The 21,410-nt window shown below is 40.3% G+C and carries 16 protein-coding genes and 1 pseudogene; 4 read left to right on the top strand and 13 right to left on the bottom strand.

Annotated elements, in window-relative coordinates; all coding sequences use genetic code 11:
- Positions 1 to 11: 11 nt before the first annotated feature.
- The 6 genes from dpdJ to dpdE are packed head-to-tail and all read right to left on the bottom strand — an operon-like array spanning position 12 to position 15,103.
- On the bottom strand, positions 12 to 4,535 hold the full coding sequence (gene dpdJ, locus RRG12_RS23585; RefSeq protein WP_420760876.1) for a protein DpdJ: 4,524 nt from the start codon (positions 4,533 to 4,535) through the stop codon (positions 12 to 14).
- 18 nt (positions 4,536 to 4,553) lie between these two features.
- The gene (locus RRG12_RS23580; RefSeq protein ID WP_420760875.1) at positions 4,554 to 5,258 is read right to left on the bottom strand and encodes a hypothetical protein; all 705 of its coding nucleotides are present in this window, start codon (positions 5,256 to 5,258) and stop codon (positions 4,554 to 4,556) included.
- Positions 5,249 to 8,350 (bottom strand): protein DpdH, encoded by a 3,102-nt coding sequence (gene dpdH / locus RRG12_RS23575; protein ID WP_420760874.1) that lies wholly within the window; start codon positions 8,348 to 8,350, stop codon positions 5,249 to 5,251. Before dpdH ends, RRG12_RS23580 begins: the two co-directional genes overlap by 10 nt.
- Positions 8,347 to 9,267, bottom strand: coding sequence for a protein DpdG (gene dpdG, locus RRG12_RS23570; RefSeq protein WP_420760873.1), 921 nt, complete (start codon positions 9,265 to 9,267; stop codon positions 8,347 to 8,349). The genes dpdH and dpdG overlap by 4 nt, the downstream gene beginning before the upstream one ends.
- Positions 9,264 to 11,798 carry a protein DpdF gene (dpdF, locus tag RRG12_RS23565; RefSeq protein ID WP_420760872.1) on the bottom strand — a complete coding sequence of 845 codons (2,535 nt, stop codon included), beginning with the start codon at positions 11,796 to 11,798 and terminating at the stop codon, positions 9,264 to 9,266. The genes dpdG and dpdF overlap by 4 nt, the downstream gene beginning before the upstream one ends.
- Positions 11,795 to 15,103 (bottom strand): protein DpdE, encoded by a 3,309-nt coding sequence (gene dpdE, locus RRG12_RS23560; protein WP_420760871.1) that lies wholly within the window; start codon positions 15,101 to 15,103, stop codon positions 11,795 to 11,797. The genes dpdF and dpdE overlap by 4 nt, the downstream gene beginning before the upstream one ends.
- Positions 15,104 to 15,728: 625 nt before the next feature.
- On the opposite strand from dpdE, the gene RRG12_RS23555 reads away from it, so the two are divergent.
- Both RRG12_RS23555 and RRG12_RS23550 read left to right on the top strand, forming a co-directional pair.
- Positions 15,729 to 16,010 carry a hypothetical protein gene (locus RRG12_RS23555; RefSeq protein WP_420760870.1) on the top strand — a complete coding sequence of 94 codons (282 nt, stop codon included), beginning with the start codon at positions 15,729 to 15,731 and terminating at the stop codon, positions 16,008 to 16,010.
- 885 nt (positions 16,011 to 16,895) lie between these two features.
- On the top strand, positions 16,896 to 17,111 hold the full coding sequence (locus tag RRG12_RS23550; protein ID WP_069068113.1) for a Nif11-like leader peptide family natural product precursor: 216 nt from the start codon (positions 16,896 to 16,898) through the stop codon (positions 17,109 to 17,111).
- Here RRG12_RS23550 and RRG12_RS23545 read toward each other — a convergent pair.
- The 4 genes from RRG12_RS23545 to RRG12_RS23530 form a co-directional block, all read right to left on the bottom strand.
- A complete protein-coding gene (locus RRG12_RS23545) occupies positions 17,077 to 17,379 on the bottom strand; it encodes a hypothetical protein (RefSeq protein WP_420760869.1) in 303 nt (100 codons plus the stop codon). The two genes, RRG12_RS23550 and RRG12_RS23545, sit on opposite strands and share 35 nt — an antisense overlap.
- A 390-nt stretch (positions 17,380 to 17,769) precedes the next feature.
- The gene (locus RRG12_RS23540) at positions 17,770 to 17,904 is read right to left on the bottom strand and encodes a hypothetical protein (RefSeq protein ID WP_420760868.1); all 135 of its coding nucleotides are present in this window, start codon (positions 17,902 to 17,904) and stop codon (positions 17,770 to 17,772) included.
- A 35-nt stretch (positions 17,905 to 17,939) separates the two neighbouring features.
- Positions 17,940 to 18,197, bottom strand: coding sequence for a hypothetical protein (locus tag RRG12_RS23535; RefSeq protein ID WP_420760867.1), 258 nt, complete (start codon positions 18,195 to 18,197; stop codon positions 17,940 to 17,942).
- Between the two features lie 123 nt (positions 18,198 to 18,320).
- Positions 18,321 to 18,452: a hypothetical protein gene (locus tag RRG12_RS23530; RefSeq protein WP_258551464.1), complete on the bottom strand. Its 132-nt coding sequence runs from the start codon at positions 18,450 to 18,452 to the stop codon at positions 18,321 to 18,323.
- A gap of 507 nt (positions 18,453 to 18,959) precedes the next feature.
- On the opposite strand from RRG12_RS23530, the gene RRG12_RS23525 reads away from it, so the two are divergent.
- Together RRG12_RS23525 and RRG12_RS23520 are read left to right on the top strand one after the other, a co-directional pair.
- Entirely contained in the window at positions 18,960 to 19,208 is a 249-nt protein-coding gene (locus RRG12_RS23525; protein ID WP_193947052.1) for a hypothetical protein, read from the top strand.
- Positions 19,209 to 19,346: 138 nt separating this feature from the next.
- A pseudogene (locus tag RRG12_RS23520) lies at positions 19,347 to 19,397 on the top strand (hypothetical protein); the annotation flags it as partial.
- A 2-nt stretch (positions 19,398 to 19,399) separates the two neighbouring features.
- Here the strand turns inward: RRG12_RS23520 and RRG12_RS23515 are convergent.
- The 3 genes from RRG12_RS23515 to RRG12_RS23505 form a co-directional block, all read right to left on the bottom strand.
- Positions 19,400 to 19,600 (bottom strand): hypothetical protein, encoded by a 201-nt coding sequence (locus RRG12_RS23515; RefSeq protein ID WP_420760900.1) that lies wholly within the window; start codon positions 19,598 to 19,600, stop codon positions 19,400 to 19,402.
- Complete coding sequence (locus RRG12_RS23510) at positions 19,590 to 19,838, bottom strand: hypothetical protein (protein WP_420760866.1); 249 nt, start codon at positions 19,836 to 19,838, stop codon at positions 19,590 to 19,592. Before RRG12_RS23510 ends, RRG12_RS23515 begins: the two co-directional genes overlap by 11 nt.
- A gap of 561 nt (positions 19,839 to 20,399) precedes the next feature.
- Positions 20,400 to 20,546, bottom strand: coding sequence for a hypothetical protein (locus RRG12_RS23505; protein ID WP_420760865.1), 147 nt, complete (start codon positions 20,544 to 20,546; stop codon positions 20,400 to 20,402).
- Between the last annotated feature and the right edge of the window lie 864 nt (positions 20,547 to 21,410).

Below are 21,410 nucleotides of genomic sequence, written 5' to 3'. Positions count from 1 at the left end.
CAAGCAGATTATTACTGCACCGTTTCTCGCACCCGTAGCCTCACCCCAAACCCTCGCGGATACCTCTGCACCCCCTCCACCAATGGATAAACCTGCAAAAACCCAAGTTCCATCGGTTCCACTGCTAAACTCAAAATCGCTGACTTTAAATCTCCTCTTGCATCAGGAGGCGCTATCAGCGAAACCGATGCACCTTGCTTAAACGCTTCCTCCACCTGTTCTCGCCAATTGGGTTCATTCAGCCAAACTGTGCGATCGCCCACTTGCAAAATATCCAGTAAAATTTCTCTATCAGCATCGGCAACCACAGCAAAGGGATTATAGGAAGATAAAGCACGCGATCGCACTATATTTCCCCTCGCCCACAACAGCCCATAAATCACTTGAAACCGCCAATAGGGATTAGGCTGCACTAAACCAAGATGCAACAATGCCTGATCCAACTGGTCATCGTTGCTGGCGACATAGGCAAACACCCGCGCATCAATTTCAATACCTAAACGCGCTTCTTCTTGATGCCACAAACGAATCAAATCCAGCAGTAGTTTATCGGTTTCTGAGGTACTTCCAGGACGCAAAACCCGTGCGTTAATTGCTGTCATCACCGGATGCGTTACCAAAATCCCCTTAGAGGACAGGACTTTGCGGAGGCGATCGCTTGCTTGTTTTAATTCACCATGTCCTTCGGCTAACCGCACATCAGCCATTGCATCGGCAACATCTGCACTGGTTTGGGTTAACTCCAATAACCGCGTCAGTTCCGAGTCCACAATCTCAAAATCCCCAGGTGACAACGCACTCCCCGCCAATCGGAAAAAATTCGCCGGATCAGCAGCATAGCGCCGCAAGATTTCCTCAATCACCCCACCGCCACCAATGGTAGACTCAGTTATCCAAATTTCCTCTACTTCCTCTGAAATAGCAGGTGCATCTGGTGGACGCGGGCCAGGATCGATATCTAAAATCAGGTCGCCCAAATCAAAGTGGGGACACAATTGCCCGCAAGCATCCAGCAGCGCCCCTCCCAAGGTCGCTTTAAAACGTAATGCTGCCCAAGAGTGCCACTCTTCATCAGGTTCTGACCAGAGAATCGGTGCAAGGTCATTTAATATAGTTTGGATGATGTCTGCGTTGGCAAGTGCCAGCAACCTATCATGTACCCTCTGCCGTCCCTGAATTTGTTCTGGTGCAGATTCTCCTTCTTCCAGTAGAGTTTCTTCGACATTCAAGGTTTGAAAGATATTGTCCAGAACCCTTGCCATTTCTTGACCCATATTTTCACCCAAAAGCGTCTCAAAAGCTTCAGGTAGTGAGATTTGGTCTACCAAGGCGCGGGCGGTAAGCATCGATATATATATTTGATAAAGCCACTCTCGTTGAAAGACATTTGTTAATTCACACAATCTGGCATCTATCAAAACCCGATATCGGAAATATGCCGTGCGAAACGCCCAAATCTTCTCTGGATTAGAATCGCTGGGACTGATGCTGAAATTAGGCGGAATACAAAAGCGAAATACTAGACCATCAACAGATTGGGCAAATCCTACAGCTGCTGGACTACCATCGTGTTTTTGGGTGAAGCGAATTGTCGTATCGAGTTCGTCCCCTTTTTGAAAACGGATGTTAGCATGGGAGGCGATCGCAAACCGCCGCACTTCAAGGGGCGATTGTTGGATGTGGGTAAAGCAGCAAACTTCTGTAATAATTTTGCACCACGAGGAACCTTGGGGTAATTCGAGTTTAATACCGGAGTCGGGAGGAATTATTTGACTGCACCATTCTAATTGGGCATTAGAACGAACGGAAATGCTGGCAGGAACTTGTGTAAGATTGATTGCCCAAGGACGAATGCAGCGAATATCTACAATTTCTCCATTTTGCCAAAGTTGAAAAATTCCCGCTTCTTCAAATTCAGTACAGTAGTCTTCTATTGGTAAATTTTGTTCTCTTTCTTGCCAATTCGGGGGAGCAATCCAGTGAGTTGCATGGATGTGTTGTACCCCAAAACGACGACTAGCCCTGCCTGGTGTAAAGGTTTTCAGTGCTTGAATAATGGGCATGAGGTTAATATCTGGCTGGCTATTACGCAATTGGGGAGGTGTCGTAATCTTTACTTCTGGTAAGAGCAAGTCGCTAAATAAACTGGGGGGAACGAAATCGGGTAAGGGGTCATTGGTTTGATAATCTTGGTTTGATTCATTTAGATGTACTGAAAAGCGATACCAATTAGACTTTAAACGCCGCAACAAAGTGGGAAGTACCACCATCATCAATGACCTTGGGGCTTCCCAGAGAATAGCTTCGACCTCATCTTTGCTCACATTCAAGGCTGATTGCAGATATGCTGCCAATTCGAGTTGTCTTGTTTCTGTTTCGAGAATCTTTTCAATTAGTTCTATTTCTAATTGCTGGCGTTTTTTTGCGTATTCAGATGGGCTGGCAAAATCATACCAAACACTTCCTTTGATTGCTGCTAACTGGTGTCCTACCCAATCCATAAAAGCGAAAACCGCAGATGTGCGAATAACATAGCGGTTTTGGATGGGGAGCGATCGCTTTTCTAAAACTGGGTTAAATAACATATCATAGCCTTGATAGACAATGCGATCGCGTCCGTAGTCAGAAAGCACTACCACTGTCCAAGGTCGCATAATTCGCCGTCGTCCAGCACGTCCTTTTCTTTGGAGAAATGAAGCCATATCTCGCGGTGATTTGTGCTGAATTACACCTCCAACCTCTGGGTCGTTGAATCCCACTTCCAGGGATGCAGTAGCAACAATTACATCACTATTTGGGGTAACTCCAGTATCTTGGGAACTAGTGCGGCCAATACTTAAAGGCAATTCCAACCCATGACCAATTTCTTCACATAAAAGCCAAGATTGCCCAGCAACCAAGCGTTCGCTCCCCTCAGATGCACTATGCGATCGCAATGCTGCAAATGGCTGTCTTCCCCGCAGAGGACGACCCCAACTGTCGCATCCTTCGGCATCCAAAAGGTTATGGAATAAGCGGTTGGTAACATCTAAATCGTCAGTAAAAGCAAAAACACGGGAACCATAGAACCCTTGACTGGGAGGGTCTTCAGATGGATCAAGGATGCGCCGTAGCAGCATCGAAGTTAGTATCGTTGTAGACAGTAAACTCGTTCCAGATACGGGGTCGCCTCTGAGAACTAATTGATATTCCGTGCCTTCCGCAACTTGATTTTCGCCGGGAGAAACTTCCTCGATAGAACCAGGATTTAAGCCTATAAGTTGGCTAAAAAACTCTGCTGCACTTTCTAATGTTGCCGAAAGACCCGTAAATTGGACTTTTGTGGCAATTATTTTCTGCCAACGTCGCAACAGGTAAGCAACCTGTGCCCCGTGAACACCCGTGTAAGTATGTACCTCATCAAGCAAAACTATCTGAGGCTTTTTCGCAGTTGCAATGCCGAATATATGACCGTAACGGGAGTCTCCCATAGACCGATTGAGCATTTCTGTGCTGGTAAAAACCAAGTCTGGGGGAGTTTTCGTCATGCGATCGCGTGTTAAAATTACTTCATCTTCTTGGATAACAGCACCGCAAGATAGCTTGAGACAAGAAAGTTGTTCTTTACCTGCTTCTAAATCAGCCCGTCGCCAAGATAGGGCACCCTCACATCTGGGACACCGCAGGTAAGGACAAGTAAACCCACCACTTTCAGCTTCCCATTTATCCTGTACCCGATCCAAAGTTGCGCTTCTGGGAGTTAAGCCAAAAAATGCACCAATAAGAATTTTACGCTTACCTTCTGCCTTGAGGACAGCATCAAGACGACGTGCTTCTTGATAGGTTTCAGAAAATTGGTCTTTGAGAAGTTCGTTACGGGGATAAATTGCTAGTCCCTTACTCCAATACTCATTCTTTTTCAACAACCCTGCAATATGCGCCAGTGCTGGTAAGTAAAAAGATAAAGTCTTCCCCGTTCCTGTCCCAGCACAGACAATCATCCCGCGACTTTTCGTGCTGTTTAAATCCCGCAGCATCCGGCTTGTAGCGCGTAGCTGAAAATCTGCAAGTTGAACCTCACCACGCAATGGCGAATTTAGTATAGCTGCAACAGCTTTTTTTCGTATTGGAGTTAATAGTTTATCTGCCTCTAGCTGTTTAATTACTGCTTCTGGCGTAATATATCTTTTGGGATAAATTCTCGGACGGATTTGTAGGCGATAATCAGCAACTAAGGTAGGAGATGTTTGCCAATTATTATTCGGGAACAGTTGGCGAAGACGGGCAAATAATCTCACCGCTTCCGCCATTCGGGTGCGGAAAAGGCGATCGCCTCTCAGGTTGAATTCAAACAACAATTTGCGATCAATGATTTGCTCTATAAAATCCCAAACATCCTCATCAATCTCACAATTTTTTAGAAAATCGCCAGCAAGTTCTTTAATTTCATCTTCAGAAAATCCACCATCAATAATTCCCCACGTCAAAAGTTGGACTTCCTGGCGTTCCAACTTATCTAAAAATTCTCTAATTATTTTATCCCAATTGGTAGTCACCCTTGCTCTGCCTTTACTTTAAGTCAAGCGAATTTTAAAAGAATCAGAAATGCCATTTTGATTAATCCAATCTTGAACTTCTGGAGTTAAAAGACTTAAATTCGCTCCTTCCTCAGATACTGCTTGGAGGAAATGCGATACAGCTTCTGGAAAATCATCAGACTTGAGACTCTTCCAAGAATGTTTTAATTGTTCTATTTTAAGTTCACATATTGCAAATTCAGCATTATTTTTAGGATAACGAATGTTTTTTAAATATTTCTCTCTATCCTGAATTTCTAGAACTGTTTGTTTAAAAGCTTCTACTTTAGCCAGCAGATTGAGTATTTCATTGTTAGTGCTAGGCATTTTTTGATCGCGATACCTTTGCCAATATTTACTCAATTGCTGTTCTAGCGTATTTTTTAGTTTTTCAGCATCGGACTTTAAATTATTAATTTCAGTGTTGTTAATATCAAAAATCCATTCATTATTATTACTTAAATTCTCCTCTATGTTGAGGATCAAATTCAATATTTTATCTGTTTTATTAGCCAAATCGATATCTATCATACCTCTTTGTCGAAAAGCTTGTAATGCTTCCGCTAGCGGCTGAATAGCAGCAATTGTATCATAGACTTTATTTCTTCTATCTTGAATAATTTGAAGATTAGCTGCAAAACTTTGCAGAGATTTTTTACGTTGAGATAAATCGACTAGTTCCTGTGATTTTTCTAAGAGCATTTTGTGTCCCCTTTAATTTCATTCATGAGATTCCGTAACTTAGCTAACCCCTCACAAATTTCTTGGTAACTAGATTCTACTGTTGTAGCATCAGATTTTTCTAATTCTGCAATACGACTTTTTGCTTCAAGAATCGAAGCATCGAGAAAATTATTAGTATTATCGAAGAATTCTGAAGAATCAATAATAATTTTTTGATAATCTTCACTCAAGTCTTGAAGTAATTTACCAACTTTAGTTTCTGGGTTGTCTTTCTCAGTTTGTACGCGCTTCATTGTATCTTGATACTTGGTAATTGCGGTACGTCTAAATTTATTTAGTATATCTTTCATTCCAACAAAGTCTTTCCTACCACGAAACACACCCTCACCTTGTGCTGAAATCATTGCAGTTTCGAGAGTCTTAATAACTTTCTCTTTATTAATCTCTTCTCCCAACTCAGATACTAGAGATTGATAAATACTAAACTGACGTTCGTACTCTTCTTGGATAGCTTTCTCTAGGAGTTCATCGACTTGTTGACGTACCTTTTGCAACTCTGGAAACTTATCGCAGACATCTTCAGGAATTGGCTCTTGAGGTTGCCAAGATTTACGTACTTTTTCTAGAGGTTCAATAATTTGAATTGCATCAATAATTTGAAACGTTGAATTACTACCTTTTGTACAAGCAATTCGACTTTTAACAATATCTAATAATGCTTCTCGGTTTCTCTTGAGACTAAAAGTATCAAACAGCTTTTTCCAACTAGATGCACGAGTTGTATCATCGCTTTTATCTAAGTCGATAAACAAAGAATTAATCAGATTTTCGAGCGTATTAGTAGGATACCCTGCCATCGTGGCGCTAATCGCTAGTAATTCCACCGCAGCAGGTACGGGGTTCCAAGGTTCACCAGATTCGCGGGGATAAAGGCGAATTTTTTCGACGACGTACTGACTCCAACGTTCTAGATACTTTGCGTACATCCGAAAATAGCGATCGCCATTTTCAAACTTCCAGTGCTTGTATTGATTGTATTTTAATATACCCTGAAATACGTATGCGGTTTCTGTAAATTCCTTATCATCATCTGGGTTGAGGGGAAGCGATAAAATAACCCCAGAATAAGTCCCTCTCTTGACTTTAGGGTTATAGAAAATGAGATTTCGCTGCTGAACCAACTTACCACCACTACCGATGAAACTACCTTTCAGCAGCATTTCAGTATCCCATTCAATTTTTTCGATGATAGCGGGGAAAAGCAACTCGCGGATATCTTTAGCGATCGCATCTGGTAGAATTTCTTGATTGTTCCAACTGTCGAGAATTTCCAATTTTTTTGTCAGCGTTTCTGGAATTTCCTGAACTAAAGTATCAATCTTATATTCCCCTGAAGGATCTACAACGCTTGGTGTTACTTTACGAGTTTGGGGTGTAACCTGCTGAATTTGTCTCGGTTTAGTCTTGACATCAAGCAGAGGTAAATTAAAAGCAGTATGAACTTCTGGCGACAAATTGCAAAGCTCATTACTATCATCCCACAAGTCTAAAAATACCTCACGACGCTTGGTATTTTGCGCGTCTTTAGCTTGGATATTTAACCTAACTTCAGCACTCAATCTCATGTTACCAAAGTGTTTTCCTAAAGTAACTGAAGGGAAACGCCCATTTTCAATATCATCAATAGAATTTTCCAAAGTGTATTTCAATACATCTCTAATTAAAATTCTGGGGTTAAATTCATCTGGATTTACCCTACCAAACATCTGTTCTAAAGCTTTAGAATTGAAAGGATAAAAACCCATTCCCTGAACATGACCAAAACCTGTATGACAAGCTTGGGAATGTTCGCATTCGCTACAAGCACTTTCTATTTCATCTCTATTTTGAGAATTAGCCCAGTTTTCAATGTCTTGTTCCTTTAAGCGAACAGCATTCAGATATCTAGCAACAAATACTTGAATATCATCCTGAGTAATTAAAGATTTCTCACCAACTGTATCAATATTAAGATTGACGCTGAAGGTAACGCGCTGTTGCACTGTATCAATCAAATTTTTAAAATAACCTGTAGTACAAGCTAATGCTGTACGCATAGCACATAATGGCTTATTTCCAGCTTGCTGAGGTCTTGCTAAAACTGCTTCCAATACTTCTCTATCAATACCTTGCAATTTAGCGAAATCTTCAATCAAAAGTACTAATTCAATATTTTTTTCTGCTAATGTCTCTCGTACTTCCCGCATTAATTGCTGCAAGTCTTCTCGACCAAAATTTAAAACTTGGGTGATAGCTTCATCTAAGTGATCATTCAACCAAGTCACAGTTTGCTTTTGTATATCCTCATCATTTATTAATAAACTATAAAATTCTCGTGCCTTTTCTCCAGCTTTTTGAATATCTAAAATATTAAGAGGCAAATCTTCGATAGAAAACTCACGACGTTCATTAATATCTTCAATAGTATATTGATATCCCAATGTATGAATTACTAAACGATGAATAATCTCTCCATCTCTTAATAAATGTTCTCGAAAAAAATCATCATATAGCAAAGCAGGTAAATTTTCTATCAAATATTCCTGAGTCTCTTCATCAGCAAGTTTAGCGCGTGTATGTTGTCCGTTAATGCCAACTTGAAAAGCTAAATTGTTTAATAATTGTTCTCTTGCACCCTTATCTGTGAAAGTACGGCTAGATTGATTTAAACGTTTGCGGTACTCATCTAATTTATCTGCCTCAAATTCTGCAATATTTAAAATCTTTTCAATGATATCTTTTAAATTTGTCCCAATTCTAGGGATGAGTAATACCTTCCGTCTATCAGTTGATTTTATATTAGCTTGCAACCAACGAATCAGGTGAGATTTTCCCGTACCCGTCTCACCCAAAACAGGTATAAAGGCAAAATCGTTTTCACCTAAAAAATCTTTGAGAAACTGTGCTTCATCATATTCCTTTTGTGATAATGCCTTAATAGAGTCCTGACGATACATTGCAATAGGATGATGTGTAGCTAGAAACAAATGATTTGAACTTTGGGTTGCTTCTACATTCATCACCTGACTAATCATATCCAGGTTCCAACAGACAAACTTTTCAAAAGTCATGAATTTTCTCCTTTCAAAATAATGTGAGAAATTCGCCCATCATTATCAACTTGGTTATTGACTTTTGGTAAAATCATAAAGGCTGAATCAGATTGTCTCTCAAGCTGAATTTCACCCTGATCGTGAAGTCGAAATAAGGCAAAAGCTGTACTGGTAGAAAGAAAATTGGCTTCGCGTGTACCAATTTGTGATTCTACCTCTTCTCGAAACTTTCCGGTTTCAAATAAAGGACATTGTTTTGCTAATCTATTAATAAAATCTTGGATTGTAATTTCTTGTTGTCCATTAAATAAAAGCTTGAGATTTCGTTTAATATAAGCTGTCGGGTCGGGAACTGTTACTTTTACTAGTTTTTCTCCCAAAGCTCCCAAAGTATGACCCCATGCAAAACCCAGGTAGCGCATCCAGTCGTCCATTTGCACAAAGAGGCGACTGCTGGACATTTTCAAAAAATCACCCACTTTTTGTTCGCTAACCCGATTTTCGACTTCTTCCCAAGTCCCAGGCGCATCATAAATATCCTGTGCTAAATACCAAGCACAAACCCGACCAAAGTCTGCTTCATCTTCATTATCACAGTTAAAAAACAGGTAAGTAAAAGTATCAGGTAATAGCTTGTCACCAAGCTGAGGATTTATTGCATCTTTTGGTAAATTTTGATTAATTGTAACTTCTTCATTCTCTTCGATTAAAAGTTTACATTTTATGCTTTCCCTAATAGCATCATTGAACATAGGATGAGAGGTTTTTTTGTCTTTTGATTTTTCTTCACTCGCTAAATGTTCGACTAATTTATCAGGAGATAATATTCTTTCTAATACGTCTCTCTTCTCACTTTGTCCTTGGGTATGAAGTAAATATCTAAATATTCCCCGCATTCTACTGGGATGAGCCAAACCTGTTTTTAAAACACTCATATACTAACCTCGGTACAAAATACATCAAATTTAAAATATCTGCCTGAGAAAATATTAATTAATAGTCTGTCTTCTCTCTCTAGGTCTGGTGTATTTATAGGAAGTAAAATGATGCGCGTTGTGCTTGATGTAGTGCAATTAGATAAATATTTTGCAGGTAGAGGTGTTCCTGGAGGATGAAAAATCAGAGTGGGTATTCGTGGCATAAGTACAGGTTCGTAACTATCAAATAGAAAAATAAATGAGTTATGTATTCTACTACTTTCTTTCAAAAATTGATTATATTCTGGAGAAATTACAATATTCCTCATACCCTGTTCTATTAGCCACTTAAACAATTTTCGACCTCGTTGAAACTTATTTAATTGTTCCAGTGAATCATAGAAAATAAGCAGAATTTTTTCACCTACAAGCACTCTTTGCATTTCTTTACCTGGAATAAAATTAGGTTTTTGCCATACAGGTCTAGAAGTAGGCATTATTCCCGGAAAAGGTGCGACTCCATTTTTTCTACAAACAGAACAACCTCCACAAGCACGAGAAACTATCACGGGATTTCTGTGTTCTGAAGTGTGACGTGAGGGAATACTATACGCTTGTGCAAATATTTCTGAAATACAACGTTTAGCTTTTAAAGTTTCTTTCATCAGTTCAAGGTTTTTATAACTCCAGTTTTGGCGTTGATGGCGAACTGGTTCAACTTCAGATTCCCAAATAAATTTTTCTAAATGGCATTCATTGCGGATACGAATACTGCGAGAATTTCGGTATAAATCCCAAGCTGCTTGATAAGCTTCTTCAGATTCTGATTCAGAGTTTTTCTTCTGAGGAGGTTCTTCTGAGTCGATTTCAATTAGATTTGCTCGGTTCATCAACGTTAAAGTGCGAATATTCCAAGCCCTGTTTTGGTCACTTTGCATATCAATATCTTTTTCTAGCAAAGAGGGAGGATTATTAATAGGCACGCGATATTTACCGTCTTTTAGGGCTTCTTTTTTCGCAAACATACTTTGCCAACGCTGCAATCCTCTCTCAATAGTAATTGTCGATTTTTCGTTTAAACCACGAGCAATATTGAAGTCTTCAGTTGTATATAATGTTAACGACATACATGCTTTTCCATCCCGTCCTCCCCGTCCGACTTCTTGATAGAAACGGTCAATGGTTTCGGGAATACAAATGTGAATTACTGCCCTGACATCTGATTGGTCAATACCTAATCCAAAGGCAGAAGTAGCAACAACTATATCAATCTTACCTTCCCGCCATTTTTCAATTAGTTGCTCACGTTGCTGAGGAGTAGATTTACCTGTCATCAGGTCACATCTTTTAAATCCAGCGCAGGTTAATTCTCGTTTACAATTCTCGACATCTTTAACTTTAGTTCCGTAAATAATTAACGGACGGGGAAGATGATAAACTGCCTCAAGTAGCCTTTGTTTTCTAACTTCTTCACTCTCACATTGCTTAAACCAATAAGCAGGCTCTGGTCGCAACTGTACAGCAGATATAACTTGTAAATCCTTCCCAAATAATGTTTCCAGGGTGTCTAAACAAGATTCTGTTAAAGTTGCTGTTAGTAATAAAGTTGTGAAGGAATTAAGACGCAATAAATCTCTTCGTAAACCAGGAATTTCTTGAAAGGCGGGACGAAAATCATCACCCCATTGCTCTACCATGTGCGCTTCATCGATAATAAAATACCGTAAAATTCCCAGTTTAGCTGCTTCGTACAGAGCAGGTGCCAGAGAATCCATTAAACTTTCAGGAGAGGTAAAAATTATCCTTTGGGTTCCGGCGCGAATGCGATCGCGTATCCCTTCTCTTCTTTCTTTACCTTCCACAGTATCATCGCTATAATACGCTGTGGCATGGTGTACAAAAGGTTTTAATGCCCGTTCTTGGTCAATAGCTAATGCTGTAGTCGGCACAACTACCACACTGACACCATTATTGTTTCTGGAGTTCAGCAATGCAGGTAGTTGAGCGCAAAGGCTTTTTCCCGCACCCGTAGGTAAGTTAATAATTAAAGTTGAATTATCAGGAGCAGTCAAAACTGCACGAATTGCTTCACGCTGTCCGATACTACGATAAGCATCTAACTCTACGAGTTGCAAAAACGGGTCGCGGACAACGGGTTCATAATTCCGTCGGTTTTCTTCTTTAAATAAAGGTGCATCTGGCGGATATTGGTCAGCGAGGTCAAGCCATTCCGGTTGCCAAGCACGGGCGCTGATGAGATAGTGTTCTTTATCTTCGCGCAGCACGGTTATACTAGCCGACTCCCAAATACTGCGATTAGGAAAAGGAGGTTTGCAAGGTACTAAAAGAGTCGTTGCAGAACTTCCACCCTGTTTTGCATCCTCGTGCCGCAACACATGACGCACCAGACTAACAATTTCCCCAGACCCAGACGAGTTACGCAGTGCATCCAACAAGCGCCGATGACAAGGTTCTGAAACATTACTAATATCTTCAGGAACTTCACCTGTTTTGAGAATTTCCCGAAGTTCTGAGAATGAGTCAATCATAAATCATCCTCCTCAGATTTAGCTGGAGGTCGCCCAGAAACGATAATAAAACCAACAGAATCAAGACGAATGCTAGGATGACGAATTCCTTCGATAATTACTTGGCTTAATGCCGTTTCGTTATTGAGTTCTTGCTCCAGTACCTTATTAGAAATACGCTCTTGGTTAGTAAGTCGGTTGAGACGCAAGCGCAATTGGTCTAGTCTCTTACCTAACTTTTGTTTAGCACGGATAGCGCTTTTTTCACATAATGAAATAAATTCGGGACGCTGACTAAGTAATTCTAAAGATGTGTCACGTGCCTGATAGCAAAATTCTTGCCAACTGCTAGACTCAATAAAATTATCAAGAATAGATAAACGATTTTTGGCTAAGTTGTAATCTCGACATTTACCGCCTTGGCCTTTATAAGGACGTTGCAGGATATTTAATAATGCTTCATCTTCAACAGCACACATTGGTTGATATCGTGCATCAATAAATATACTTTCTACAATGGGCGGGAATAACCCATCTACACGTCTTTGGAAAGTGTTATCTTTTGTGGTGTTTTTGTAATTCGTTAAATTTGTTTCAATAACGTAATTCAATCGGAAACCATACCACTCTTCACCTTCCCCAGAATCCCAAGTTTCTGCAACTCGCCACATAGCAAAACCTTGACCCCGATCGTCCCAATGAATATAAGATGATAGTGCGTCTACAAATTTTTCACCAATGCGGTAGAGTTTTGCACCAAGCTGTTGATTTGCTACCCTACGGTTAAAAGTCCCAAATTCTTCTAAAACCCCTGCAAAATTGCTGCTTAAATCGTTTGCTGGAATTAATGTATTTCCGGTAGGTTTATAACGCTTGAGCGTCGAAAAATTAGGATTAGTGATTGGCTGAAATCTCAATGCATCACAAATCCAATCTTCAGTTACTTGCTGGATTTCTTGATGACGGGCATCATAATCGTCTAAAGCTTGAAAATATTGGGTAGCGTTTTCATCCAGAGCATCAATTTCATCTAGGGCATTTTGTTCGTTAATTTTTACTTGCTCTTGCTGAATTTCTTTTTGAATGACTTCTATGTTTTCTAATAGTCCATTTGCACCCGATTTAAACACAATTTCTGCTAACAAGGGTAATTTCTCATCAACATAAAATTGGAGGCTGGCAATAGATTGCCCAAAGATATTAAACCCTTCTTTCAAGAAGCGATACCATGCATCATGGAGACTATCGGGTAAGTCTACGCCAGCAAATACTGTAAACTCAACTTTCAATAAACGACCAATCCGGTCTATCCTACCAATTCTTTGTTCTAGGCGATTTGGCGACCAAGGCAAGTCAAAACATATCATATAGTTGGTAAATTGTAAGTTACGACCCTCTTCGCCGGAGGAGTCGCAAACTAAAATAAAGCATTTGGGATCTTTTTTAAACCGATTTAAGTTCTCCTCCACTTGAGACCTAGTTTGTCCAACTTGGTGACTGACCATAGTCCCCTCACCAAAACGATCGCTCAAGTAACGGACAATTTCGGTGCAAGTTTGCACAAAGCTGGTAAATATAACAATTTTGGGCAGACTGTCTCCCGGTATCGGTCTTTTTAGCCGTTGTTGAACCTCTGCAAGCAATTTAGGGAGGTTAAATTTCAAGGATTGTACTTTTAAAGGTTCGCAGAGTTGATACAGAATGACTGTCTTGAGTAATTCGAGGCGATCGCCATACTCTGACGGTTGTTCTATAATTCGCAGTAGGCTTTGCAAAATATTTGCTTCCCCGTTAGCAAATTTAGGAGTTTCAGTCAGGATGCGAACACTATCAGCACCAAACTCCCGAATTAATTCCGCAGTGGACACACCACTTAAACGTGCTTGAATTACCTGTTTTAAAATACCCAGCCAAGTACCAGAAGCACGGAAAAACAATAGAAAAATGTGGTGATATTGTTTGTCATCAGGAGCTACTTCACGCCACTCCTCAATTAGTTCGTGGATGTCAGGCGATCGCTCGTCTAAATCGTACTCTGTTCTCAGTGTAATATTACGCTTAAAAATTACATCTTCTACGGAAGCGCGACGATTGCGAAGCATCCGGCGGTGAAGTCTGTAGGTATCGCTAATATGGGTACGAATTGCCCTGACAATTTCAACTGTATCCCCAGTCTTTGCTTGTAATCTATTTTCTAGATTGTCTACCAATTCCAGTAAATACTTATCTTCAGCAAACAGGTTACGGAGATTTTTGAGATTAGTTTTCAGGACGAAGGGGTTTGCGCCTTCTTTAAATGACAGGAGAATTCGACCAATGTCTTGGCGTTTTACTACCCGGTCACGAAAACCTGCTAAGTCATCAAGTTGATAGGTTGCAGGATCGAGTAGATGCAGCATTGCTAAAAAATCTTGCTCGTGGTTGAGAACGGGGGTAGCCGATAGTAAAAGCAGGCGATCGCTTTTATGAGCAATATTTTTGCAAGTCTCAAAATGCTGGCGCACTGTTGCATCGTTAGAGGTCGCCATTGCCGCGATGTGGTGTGCTTCATCTAAAATTAGCAAGCCAATATTCGCTTTCGGGTTGATTTTGTGAATATCCTCAACAGCAAGCACTGCTAGCCGTTTGGGAAAGTGGGAGATGTAAAACTTGTTTTCTAATTCCTGCTGCCATTGTTGGAGTAAATATTGCGGAACTAGCACTACCGCACGTCCAGAAGGTTCATCTAATAAATATTGACGAAGAATAGCACCAGCTTCGATGGTTTTTCCCAGTCCAACTTCATCCGCTAATAAATATCGTTGAATCGGGTCTTCAAGTACACGACGGACAACTTCAACTTGATGTGGATAAAGTTTAATATTGGCAGAAATTAATCCCGTCATTCCCCGACTGACAGCGCGTTGTAAAATTAAGCATTTAATAAAAGCAAAGCGTCTATCGTGAAAATAGGGCGTTTCTTGCCCCTTCATTGCTAGAGTTTCAATGGGGTCTGCTTGAGGTAAATTGCAACGCACGTATACTTGTTCTTCGTTGACTGCGATCGTTTTTTTATCAGGTAAGTCAATGCGATACTTATGAGCTTCCTCATCCCATTCGTAAATTCTGCCGTTAATCCATGCCTCTTGGCTCTCCAGGTAAATACAGCATCGAGTTTGACGCTCCAGTTTAAACTGATACAGGGAACTTAAGGGTAAGCTTTTTTCTATGCGTTGCCCAACCGAGTAAAAATATTCAACACTGGCCTGGGTATCAGATATATTAATGACCTTCCCTATGCCCAAGCTGTTATTTCGGGAACGTATCAACGAACCAAGTGTTATCATGCTCTAAGTCCACTAAGTACGTTAGCATTAACCTTCCCGTAGCACGCACATAGCGTATTGTATCCGCGTGCTATTCGCTTCTTCCAAGATAGCTTCTCTAACAGAGAGACACCGTTAACGCGGAGCCTAGCATAATCTAAACTTAGGCAACAGCATAACTCTAGGTGTCCTACCACTGTGGTAAAAGGTAAGTCACAAACTAACTTGTCAGCATGTATTTTCCAAATTGCTAATTTTTGCAGCTTGGTGTGTAATAAAGCAATTTGCATCACTATAAATTTACCAGTAGTACACCCAGAGGGTAGATAAGTATATATTTAATTATGCTTTCCTTAAAAATAAAAACCAATGATTTATTGTTAGAAACACATAAATCAGTAGAAGTACTGGATCAATAACAGTTAGCAGCTACATTACAACTTCTTGGAAACCATTCCTATTGCGAAACTTGCTGTCATATCAATACGGTTCAGTTAAGCCAAAAACCAGATAGGGGCTTCCAAGGAATAAATTACTCAACAAAAATCAAGAGTTCAAATTTAAACAATAATGATAATCATTCTGGGGAAGTAAAGCAACCTTAGCAGCTGTAGAAAAAATCCGCAGGTCTTATCAGGCAATTTGTTTGTATAACGATACTGTGGCAACTGGGGACAGCGATCGCCTAGCAATTACTAACCAAGCCCTGAGAGATTTATCGGGCTGTAACGGGTTGCTGGTACGTGATTGGATTGAGGCTCACAAGGATGAAGTGATTAGCCATAATGCTAAGTTCGGCATGGAGAACAAGAAAGATCCTAGTAACCCTGCCAGCTATGCCAACAAGGGCAAGGACACAGATAAAATTCTCTTGCTGATCAATGAAGAGTTCCTTAGTGGTGAAGGCTTTAAGTCAGGGAGAAATTAAAGTTATTTTTTCCTTTACAAACTCAGTCATAATCACCACTAAGTTTATGTAATTAGTGGATTTTAAAATGACGAAATTGTATACCAAACTACATTTTCTCCAGACTATGCCTAGACTATGTTTGGACTAAGCCTAGACTAAGCGCTCTTAATCAGTTTTTCAAGAAAGCAAGTTTCCTAGACTAAGCTTGAACTAAGCCTAGACTAAGCCACAACTTAGCGCTCTTAATCACTATTTTTTGCTGTCAACAATTCTTCGATTAAAGAATAAAATAACCGTACTTACTATGGTTATTTTGGGTTATTTTCATTTCAGCCATTTTCGCAGAGCATTTAAAACGAAAAAATGATTTATTCGGGTCAAAAATTATTTTAGTAGAGAAAGATGCCGGAGGCGATCGCGGCGGAGTCCCAATTAGATGAGGCGATTTTATTTGCGGTCAGAAATTGAAACTCAAAAAGTTATGCTAATTTTTCAGATATTAAAACTGAAGTTGGCAAGCGATTGCTATGGCTATCAGCCAAAGAAGGAGCGCGGTTATAGGAGTTATGCCACAGAAAAATCATAAGCCTAACTATTGGGGCGATGATGTAACCGTTCGACAGGCAATCGCCTTGGGAAGAAATAGGTTTGGTAAAATACAGTTTCCATAACCTATTTTTTAATCCTGGCCTGTTGTAACCGTCCAATCTTCCCAGTTTACTTATGAGAATCCTACTCATGAAAAGATGATTTCTTATAAGCAAGATTCTGATAAATGAAGAGCAGCGCGTCGCTATAATTATCTTTCCCCCGAATCTTGATACCCTTGTGCTGCTAGTCTTAAAAAATATACTACTGTTTTTCTTTATATTACGAGTAGCTAGCGAGGATCAAATTTTAAATATGGCTTTTGAGCAAATCGAAGCATTTTTAAAGAAAATGCAGTCTGAACCTGAACTTAAAAACGAGGTGCTTGCAGCACCAACCGCAGATGATGTTGCGCGAATAGCACTAAAGCTTGGTTTTGAATTTTCAGGTGATGAATTATTGAGAATGTCAGGTAAGAAAGTTGGCAGCATTACTGTTAGAAAAACTGATCTTCCTGGAGAGTACAACTAGGGGTCACGCGAGAATTTTTGAAAAAGGCAAATAAGCCGCGTAAATGTGGTGAATGGGCAAATAGCCAAGTTAGGAGATTAAAGGGACTATAGGCGATTGTGGCGGCGGTAGTAGGTGCGATCGCTCTCTCCTCATTCCCCGTGTCCCAATTACCTTTTTTTCTTTTGGTAGCGCGGCGGGAAGGCAATTTGATGTACTTTAGCCAATCGCGGAGAAAATTTGAGTTTTTGAAAGTAGTGTCAATTTTTTGAGAGGTGCGATCGCCCAATGCCCAATGCCCAATACCTAACCCTAGGATGAGGGATGGTAGCAGTAGGGTTAATTAAGTAGCTAGAGTATTAATTTATGCTCACAGACAACCGCAAGTACTTGCTAAAGATGGCTATTTAAAAATGGGACAGATAAAAACGCTATAACCATATACAGTATGGTCTAGATAACCGCAAGCAAGTAGGTTTTTGTTTAATAAAATAACCAAGTGCTTGCGCCAAAGTATTTACTTAGATTCTTGTTGGCTATGTAATTAAAAACACTAAGATTTTAAAGGGTAGCTTTCTGGGAATTCTAATTAGGTTAGGGAGACGCGGCGGAGTCCCAATTAGATGAGGCGATTTTATTTGCGGTCAGAAATTTAAACTTCAAAAGTTATGCTAATTTTTCAGATATTAAAACTAATGCATTGCTCATCCCAATAAATACAGATTGTTTCTCCAGCCCTGGGAACTTGAGGCATTTCAATACTTTTGAGAGTTAATTTTTTGGAATTGGGAGTGTAGACTAGTTTGATCTTCATCTCTGTAACTCCTATTATCGGTGATTGCTTTTGAGTCAGTTTTCCACATCTTGAGTATCACCGTAAGCAAGCTTGATAGCCTCTAACCACAATTCTTTAGGCGCTAATTTGACCGCTTCAACTAACCCAAAGGACTGGAGTGACATGGCTAGTAGTTGCTTGGCATCTTGTTTGGACTTCCCCATGTATCCATCTCTGAGTTCTAATTTCTCAGGGCAATGGGCAACGAAATCATCAAACTTAAGTGGTTGTGATTCCAAACCAATTTTTTCTAAATCTTTTTTCTTAACCATAGTTTGCACGGATCTAGAAAGGAGATAGGAGCAAGGTGAAGAGTTTGCCAGCGTAGCTAGCTTGCCACGGTAGGTATCGCCTTAGTCTCTCCACGCACCTATCCTATCAATTAACACCAGGATTTAGTGAACCGCGATCGCTCTTGACGGGCGGTTATGCGATCGCGCCGTTGTCATGCCAAGAATTGAGATCCTAGCGACAAGTGAGAGGATAGCCAAACTTGCCGCCCCTCGCAACACTTTCTCATCGCTCACTTCCAAGTATCTCTGCAACTGCTCCAAATTTCGATGCCCCGAAATTTCCTAAATTATCCGCAGTGGAATGGAACTTCTCGACAACATTTCCCCTAGCAATAACCGGATTTGATGAATTTCAACCTGTAGTTACTGAAGATCCGATTGGGGACAACTCTGATCGCATCTAGCAACAGAACCTAGTACATCTAGCTCTTCACACCAAATAATTTTTCCCACTGCCCTCTAGAATCAATTTTTAGAGGGCTTTTTATTGTCTATGCTAGCTATGCCAATAAAGGAAAGGACACAGATAAAATTCTGTTGGCTTCAAATGAAGAGTTGCTTAGTGGTGAAGGCTACCGCAAGGCTAAATCTCAATAGCGATCGTATTTGAAAAGAGTTAACCCCTCTTGCGGGGAAGTGAGGAGGATGACGGCGATCTGAGCAGAGAAAATTTTATCAGGTTGGTAGCTGAGGGTTTGTTTTGGGATTGCTAAGGATAGTGTCAAAAGTGGTGTATTAGTCGTGAGCGAATCAGAACAGCCTTCAAAACAAGACAAGCTTTCCGAAAAACAAATGATTGTCCAGGGTCTTCTGTTCGTTTTCGTGTTGGTTCCATCTGTATTTTTCGTTTTTAGTATTATTATTTCGGATTATTTGGCTCAAACGCCACCGGATCGCTCGTTTGATGATGCAGCTAGAAATTCAAAGGCTCTAGCTTGCGAATCAAAAAAGCAAAACGAGGGCGGTGAGCCGAGGGATTGTTGGAAATAACAAAACCTTGTGTGATACTCCTTTTTCTTGCGTGGATAGGTAGATAGGGGTGATCACTTGGTGTAAAGTGCTTGTTTTTGGTAGTCAGCTGGTACTTGCAGTTGTGCTGTACTCATTGCTTCCATCCCTGCATTGGAAATGCTTACAATCCGAGAGGTAAAGCGGATGGCTAGCTGTTTAGGGGTAGAGAACTACAGCAGCATGAGAAAGGGCAAGTTGATTGAAGAAATACTAGCCAAGGAATCAGTAGCGGCGTAATTGACCAGGGGTAGCCGTAACAGCGATACCCCTAACTTAGAGATTGTAGGCAAGCGATCGCTCTTGTAACGTGCGGGTACGCCATCACCATCCTCGTCTTTGACATGAGATTCCAGAAAAACCTCACGAATCAAAGCTGCTTGTGCAACAAAATTGTTTAATTGACCAAATTGCCTTCTGCCTAAGTTCTTCACCATCGACTCCATTAGCTGAGATGGTGAAAGGCAACCAATATTGTTTGAGGGTTAATATCACTATTTGAGGTAAGTTGCCTAAACCAAAAGGTTCTGTTTTCAGATAACTAATTACCTGCCCGTCGATAGTGTCTACACTTCGCTTAATTGAAAGAATTACTTGTTGGCTCTGTTTCATTTTTGTTATGCAAAAGTTTGTGTGGATTAATCACAGCAGCGTCGCGGGAGCTTTATCACTTTGCAGAATCAAAATGCAGAACTGAATTAAAGTCTAACCGAAATATTTTCCTTTACAAACTCAGTCATAATCACCACTAAGTCTATGTAATTAGTGGATTTTAAATGAGGAAATTGTATACCAAACTACATTTTCTCCAGACTATGCCTAGACTATGTTTGGACTAAGCCTAGACTAAGCCACAACTTAGCGCTCTTAATCAGTTTTTTCAATTTACAAGTTCCCACAACTTAGCCTGGACTATCCCTAGACTATGCCACAACTTAGCGCTCTTAATCGCTATTTTTTACCTGCAACAATTCTTCGTTTAGAGAATAAAATAACCATACTCACTATGGTTATTTTGGCTAAGTTAAATTTGAGCGATTTTTGGATGGCGTTTGAGGCGAAAAAATGAAAATTTCGAGTCAAAAATTATTTTAGCAGTGTTGGGTGGGATGGCTGAGGCGATTACAATCAGCCCAAATTGACTACAAAAGAACGACAAAAGCAGATCAAGTTTCACCCAATCCCTAATCTCCAATGTCTAATAGGGCGACCAGGGGAGTAGAGCGTAGGATGACTACGGGCGATCGCCTCTTCCCCAACACCCAATGCCCAATGCGTTGCGCCCAATGAATCTAATATTTTCAAGGCTTGGGTCAGCATTGGGTTTTTCTCGTGAGCGGTTGGCGTGAGATACACAAAGCGCAATGTTACCCCACTTTAATTTTTTTAGTCGCATGATGGCGTAACCGCTATGAGCCGGTGGCGATCGCTTCGGGAATTAAGCATAGGACGAAGAAGGTGGTTCGGCTAGCAAGAACCGCAGGCATCGCGGCCATTCATTGTCTAAGGCATTCTTCTAACTACTGCTGGGAGCAAAATCAAGAGCGGTGGCTTTAAGGTCTGAAGGGGTGAGGGAAGCGATCGCGCTGTTGTCATGCCAAACTTGCGGCTTCTTTTGTAGCCGGGGACTTAGACCCGCTGAAGCTTGTTAAAGAAACAAAATCCAAAAAAAAATTTACCCCTGTTTTTGACCCTTTTTTTGTCTATCTAATTGATAATTACTTTTAAAAATATCCGCTCAAACCCTGATTATTGACACATTTATCAAGAAATATTACAGTTTTGGCACTAGTTCCTTGATTTGATTAAATTCGTGAGTCTGAGAAAAAACCTCGACAAAACATCCATTTTCCCAATCCTCACCAACTACATTCAACATCTCCCAATATCTATCCAACATCTCCCAATTCTCTAATTTGTTTCTTACCTTTTTAGCCCTTAAACATCATCCACTCACAAAATTCTCATTAGCTCAAAAATTCCCAATAAATCCGAACAGTTCCCAAGACTTATAAGAAGTCTCCCATTTGCTCCCAATAATTTACCAATTATTGAGAAATTCGCTTAAGAGCTTTTAAGCTCTGTAATCCATCTTTTGATGACGCACAGTACGCCATATTTGGCGGAAAGTTTGTTGAGGTAAAAATCAAGAATCAGCCAAAAATGAGTCCGATAAAACTACAA

This window comes from Nostoc sp. CALU 546 (assembly GCF_048836525.1).
The sequence above is the reverse complement of the archived record's forward strand: the minus strand, read 5'-3'. Positions and strand labels throughout refer to the sequence as shown.